Origin of the sequence: Phascolarctobacterium sp., assembly GCF_045124115.1 — a bacterium.
Classification (GTDB): domain Bacteria; phylum Bacillota; class Negativicutes; order Acidaminococcales; family Acidaminococcaceae; genus Phascolarctobacterium_A.
On sequence record NZ_JBGVLF010000043.1, the window covers coordinates 1 to 4,244 of the forward strand.

Below are 4,244 nucleotides of genomic sequence, written 5' to 3' on the forward strand. Positions count from 1 at the left end.
CTGACGTTGAAGAAGGAGGTTTGGTTACTATGGATGCGATGATAGCTAGATTTGAACAAAGAGCTGAAGCACGCGGTGAAGCTCGTGGTGAGGCTCGCGGTGAAGCTCGTGGCGAAGCACGCGGTGAGGCTCGTGGTATGCTGCAAAAGGCTTTAACTATAGCCACCAATCTGAAACGGAGTACAAACATGAGTGACGAGGCTATTGCGGAGCTTACAGAACTGCCTCTTGAACAAGTTAAAGCGATTTCTGTAGAAAGAGAAAGTTAATATAGTCTGCTAAAATTTAACCCCGGGGGATGCGCTCCTCCGGGGTTTTAGTTTTGTTATGAGTTTTACGCTTTTGTATCTTGGCTCGCCCTGGGGAAGAACATCACAAATGCCCCCAGTTTTTCATTTCTCGTAGTTCTTAATCTGTTCAATCATATCCATAAGAATTTGCTTAAATGCTTGATACTTGTTTTCGTCTAGAAGCAGACCAAAATCTACACTAGGTCTTCCTTTAAGTTTTTCAATAGGAATATCAACATCTAAAGCAACATCAAAGCTCCGTTTCAACAACATACGTCCTTCATCACTCTTAAATGGTTCCTTAAAATATTGAAAGTATAATTCCAAATATACGCCTTTAACCCACGGATACACACTTACAAACTGCGTAGTTACATCTTTCCAATCAAAACAAAGTACAATGCTAGGATGAGTAGCACCTCTGCCATACCAAACACGACAATGCTTAGGATCCACGCCTATAAAATCACTCATAAAACGGTCTGCAAGCTCCATTTGCTCCCGTCCACCAATTCGTGCAACTTCGCCTAAAAACATCTCCCTGTTCCAAGTTTTCTTTTTGCTATAATAATGTTTTATATCCGTACCTTGCGTAGTCTGCCCCACAATCTTAGGCACAAAGATTTGCTCCTTCTTTCCAGAAAGATATTGTTTGATTTCCAGTCCCAAAACTTCCGTGTTCACCATTTGATTGTTTAAAAACTCAATAATGCTTAACAATGTTTTAGGAATGACATCTGCGACAAAAAGCAAACGTATCTTGCCAAGTTGTAAATTTTTCCCCACATTATCCCAAAAAGCATCATCGTCAACTTTATCTAACTGCAAATCATCCGTTAAACAGTGTCAACTATTTTCGTACAATTGGCGCAAATCGCTTGCCTTCCAGTATTCTGTAGCATTAGCTGCGTAATCAAGCATCTGTCCTACTACCTCGCGACGAATACGCGTATCGCTAGAACGCTTTACCTCTACAAAAGTTGGAATAGCATTATGGTCTATAAACAAGTGGTCCAAATACCATTGATTACTACCTCCGTCTTCCTGCGGCACGCCAATTTCACGAGAAATAAGAATCCAACGACATGGATCATCAGGATTAATTTGACTGCCTGCTAAAATTGCAGGATGTTGTTCAATTAACCCTTGAAATATATCTTCAGAATCATAAGGAGTTTCCTTCAATTCCACCATACTAGTTTCGCTTTTTAGAAAAATCACATTAGCCATAAATGGTACTCCTTTTCCCACCCAAAATATTACAACCAAATTACCTATACTTATTCGCTATAAAACTAACTTGTCCTGCAAGTATGAAGAAATAGGTTCATCTTCTTCCCATTCTCCCTGCGCAAATTTCAAGGCATCATTGCCAAACGCTGCAGTATCGCAATGGTAGTACCGCGGGCAAAGTTCAATACACGCCTGTAAGGTAGTCACTCCCCTAAGTCGCATACAGGGAAAAACAACCTCGTCATACGCTTTAATATATACGTAATTAGGAATTTGCTTAGCTTCTAAATCTTCATTCATTACAAAAAACTCCCTTCGCTTGACTATACGTAAATTATCCCACACCATTTATACGTAAAACAGGACATAATATTTCTCCCCCACAAAAAAAGAGGCAAGCATTCTCGCCTGCCCCTTTCGCATAAAATCTTTACTTCTTCCCATCACACTTCATAATCATTTCCACCTGCCGCAACGCCTCTGCCAAAAAAGCTTTTTTATCATCTGTCACCGCCCCAATCAAAGCCAACAGCTTGCCAAAAGGCATCTTCATAGGCTCCTTTTTATAGTAACGCAGCATCCTGCTTTTAAAAGGCAATCCTTCCACCAAACTTTCATAAGTCCTATGGGTAAAATACAACTCTTCCTCAACCATACCAATCAAAACTAAACCCAAAAGCTCGTCATAAGTATAATCGCTCCGTTCCCGCAATTTTTCTAAACGTTGCGCCATAATAAAAGATCTATTGTCCGGAATATTTTGTGGTTCAACTGCTTTATCCATGCTCATCACCTCTACAGCTTTGAGCATACACGAAAGAAAATTTTTCTTGCCCAGTTAGGCAATATATTGCCGCACGGACACTTTTCTAAATTTTCTGTGCTATAATAACACCATCGACAGTCGATGTATTACAGTACGAGCGCCCGTCATATTTAGAGTCCGCAAGACTCTCGGATGCAAAGGACGATGAAGACATCACGAAAAAATTACCTGACAAACCACAACATAATCATTTTACGCCAACACAACTGCGTAATCTTATTCATGCTGCCCAAAAAGGGGAACAACACGCCATTGATACCTTGTGCAAAGCGTTTGAACCGCTAATCTACAAAGAAGCAACGTGTGGCAACATCTATGCAACTTTGGGCGAAGATGCAGTGAATACCGCTTGGGAGATTTTCTTGGAAACAATCCAAAATTATCATAAACCCAGCTACCGTCTGCTTCCCGGCTTCATTAAAAAACGGATCCATTATACGCTCTTACAAAAAATTTGTAGAACACATTCCGTTGATACCCAAGAATCTCTCGAAAACTTGCAAGAGCAATCTATCGCTATCCATAGTGAAAAAGACACCTTTGCTGACAGTGACGATAAAATGCAGTTAGAATCGTTATTAAAACAGCTTACACCACTACAGAGGGCTATATTAGAAAAGCTAGAGCTACAGGGCATGAGTGCGGAAGCAGCAGCACAAAGCTATGGTTATAGCGTCCAAGCAATCTACCAAGCAAAACGAAGAGCTATTGCAGAACTACGACGTATAACACAAAAAAAGCCTGCGGACAGTTCAACCATCCACAGACATGAAAAGCAAAAGCTTGCTTGAAAAAATCTATATTTGTGCTATAATAAGCGTAGAAGGGCAACCGCCCACAAGGTGGTTTGACCTAAAGTAGATTAAGAAGGATTCCTTCTCCTGTACCGGTCAAAGTTTAGGGGAAGGGATTCCTTTTTTATGAGGAATTTTTACGAAACCATCAATTTGATGAAGGTCAGCAACGCCAAGAGGAAAGTTCCGAAAGCTATAAGGTCTTTGAAATCGAAACATTTCATGGGCATCACCTCCTTGCAGTCAGATAACAGTCAAGCCACCCCGCAACACGGTTGTCCGCTAGTATTATAGCATATTATTCTAAAAATTAAAAGTATTTGTTTGCTTATTTAACGTCTATCTTAGGATAGACGTTTTTATTTTACTATTTATATAAACTTTAGGTAGTATAGGAGAACAATAGCTTACGCTATTGTTTTGAATACTGCAAGAAGAAACAGAAGGAGAAAAACCAAGTAAAAAGAGGAAGAAAAGAAGAACTCATATATATAAATACATTTTTCAAGTAATTTTTAAACACGTAAAACAAAAAATTTATTTTTTCTTATGTTTAATTTTAGTGTCAAAAATGTATTTATATTAGTGAGAGGTTTTTTAGAGCCACAGCCTCTCCTCCGCAGATACCGGTTAATGTGGAGTTTGGCTCATTAGAAACCCCTTGTCGCTACGCGACATCCCCCTAACAGGGGGAACGAGACACTACAGCGTTTTTCCGCTAGGATACTTAGAGTATCTAGTAACCATTCGGAAGCAATCCGAAAGTGCCTTGGCTCCCCTATCGAGGAGAGCTGGCAGCAAGGCTCGTAGAGGCGCAGCTGACTGAGGGGTATTTACCAGAAAGGACTGACGAATATGCTGGTAGCAAAACCGCTGCAAATCAAACACCAAGAGCTGCTCACGTTGGCACGCAAAGCCAAAGGCAGCGTCGACACTCTTTACCTGCATTGGACCGCAGGGCGCTACGGTCAAGCCTACGATGACTACCATTTGAACGTGGACAAAGAGGGCGAAATCTATAAGACCTGTCGAGAACTTACAGACCTTAAAGCCCACACTTGGCGCCGCAATTCCCGCGCAGTCGGCATCGCCGCCTGCTGC

Annotated in this window: 5 protein-coding genes and 2 pseudogenes; 3 read left to right on the forward strand and 4 right to left on the reverse strand. The window is 41.0% G+C overall.

Annotation, left to right across the window (positions count from 1 at the left end; genetic code table 11):
* A pseudogene (locus ACJMM4_RS06120) lies at positions 1–269 on the forward strand (hypothetical protein); the annotation flags it as partial.
* Between the two features lie 123 nt (positions 270–392).
* On the opposite strand, the gene ACJMM4_RS06125 reads toward ACJMM4_RS06120, so the two are convergent.
* The 4 genes from ACJMM4_RS06125 to ACJMM4_RS06140 all read right to left on the reverse strand — a co-directional run bounded on the left by ACJMM4_RS06125 (position 393) and on the right by ACJMM4_RS06140 (position 2,307).
* Complete coding sequence (locus tag ACJMM4_RS06125) at positions 393–1,118, reverse strand: hypothetical protein (RefSeq protein WP_405383614.1); 726 nt, start codon at positions 1,116–1,118, stop codon at positions 393–395.
* Positions 1,119–1,136: 18 nt separating this feature from the next.
* A complete protein-coding gene (locus ACJMM4_RS06130; RefSeq protein WP_405383616.1) occupies positions 1,137–1,520 on the reverse strand; it encodes a hypothetical protein in 384 nt (127 codons plus the stop codon).
* Positions 1,521–1,577: 57 nt separating this feature from the next.
* A complete protein-coding gene (locus ACJMM4_RS06135) occupies positions 1,578–1,823 on the reverse strand; it encodes a hypothetical protein (RefSeq protein WP_405383618.1) in 246 nt (81 codons plus the stop codon).
* Between the two features lie 130 nt (positions 1,824–1,953).
* Entirely contained in the window at positions 1,954–2,307 is a 354-nt protein-coding gene (locus ACJMM4_RS06140; protein ID WP_405383620.1) for a hypothetical protein, read from the reverse strand.
* Positions 2,308–2,567: 260 nt separating this feature from the next.
* Between ACJMM4_RS06140 and ACJMM4_RS06145 the strand changes: the two genes are divergently transcribed.
* Entirely contained in the window at positions 2,568–3,140 is a 573-nt protein-coding gene (locus ACJMM4_RS06145) for an RNA polymerase sigma factor (RefSeq protein WP_405383622.1), read from the forward strand.
* An 858-nt stretch (positions 3,141–3,998) separates the two neighbouring features.
* Positions 3,999–4,244, forward strand: a pseudogene (locus ACJMM4_RS06150) (hypothetical protein); the annotation flags it as partial.

What these genes read in the sequence shown, in the direction of transcription:
- ACJMM4_RS06135 (WP_405383618.1), bottom strand. Translation starts at nt 1,823, where the DNA reads ATGAATGAAGATTTAGAAGCTAAGCAAATTCCTAATTACGTATATATT.
- ACJMM4_RS06130 (WP_405383616.1), bottom strand. Translation starts at nt 1,520, where the DNA reads ATGGCTAATGTGATTTTTCTAAAAAGCGAAACTAGTATGGTGGAATTG.
- ACJMM4_RS06140 (WP_405383620.1), bottom strand. Translation starts at nt 2,307, where the DNA reads ATGGATAAAGCAGTTGAACCACAAAATATTCCGGACAATAGATCTTTT.